The sequence below is a fragment of the Psychromonas aquatilis genome (assembly GCF_038155185.1).
Lineage (GTDB): Bacteria > Pseudomonadota > Gammaproteobacteria > Enterobacterales > Psychromonadaceae > Psychromonas > Psychromonas aquatilis.
Genome location: NZ_JBAKAZ010000208.1, coordinates 1 through 258 on the forward strand (window position 1 = coordinate 1; position 258 = coordinate 258).

Below are 258 nucleotides of genomic sequence, written 5' to 3' on the forward strand. Positions count from 1 at the left end.
ATGTCGAGAAAAGGGAATTGTTTAGATAAAGCAGTAGCTGAAAATTTCTTTGCATTATTAAAAACAGAAATGTATCATAGGCAAAACTTCAAAGATTCCGATGAACTGATAGAAAAGCTCGACGAATATATCGAGTATTACAATAAAAAAACGATAAAGGTCAAATTAAAAGGCCTGACTCCGATAGAGGATCGAATCCAGGCCTTACAAGCCGCTTAACTAAAATGTCCACCATTATGCGGTCAGTTCATACATCAG

Annotated in this window: 1 protein-coding gene; it reads left to right on the plus strand. The window is 35.7% G+C overall.

The genetic code is table 11. The features are described 5' to 3' along the window. A partial coding sequence (locus V6256_RS15360) for an IS3 family transposase (protein ID WP_341599123.1) occupies positions 1-219 on the plus strand: 219 nt, incomplete at its 5' end. Between the last annotated feature and the right edge of the window lie 39 nt (positions 220-258).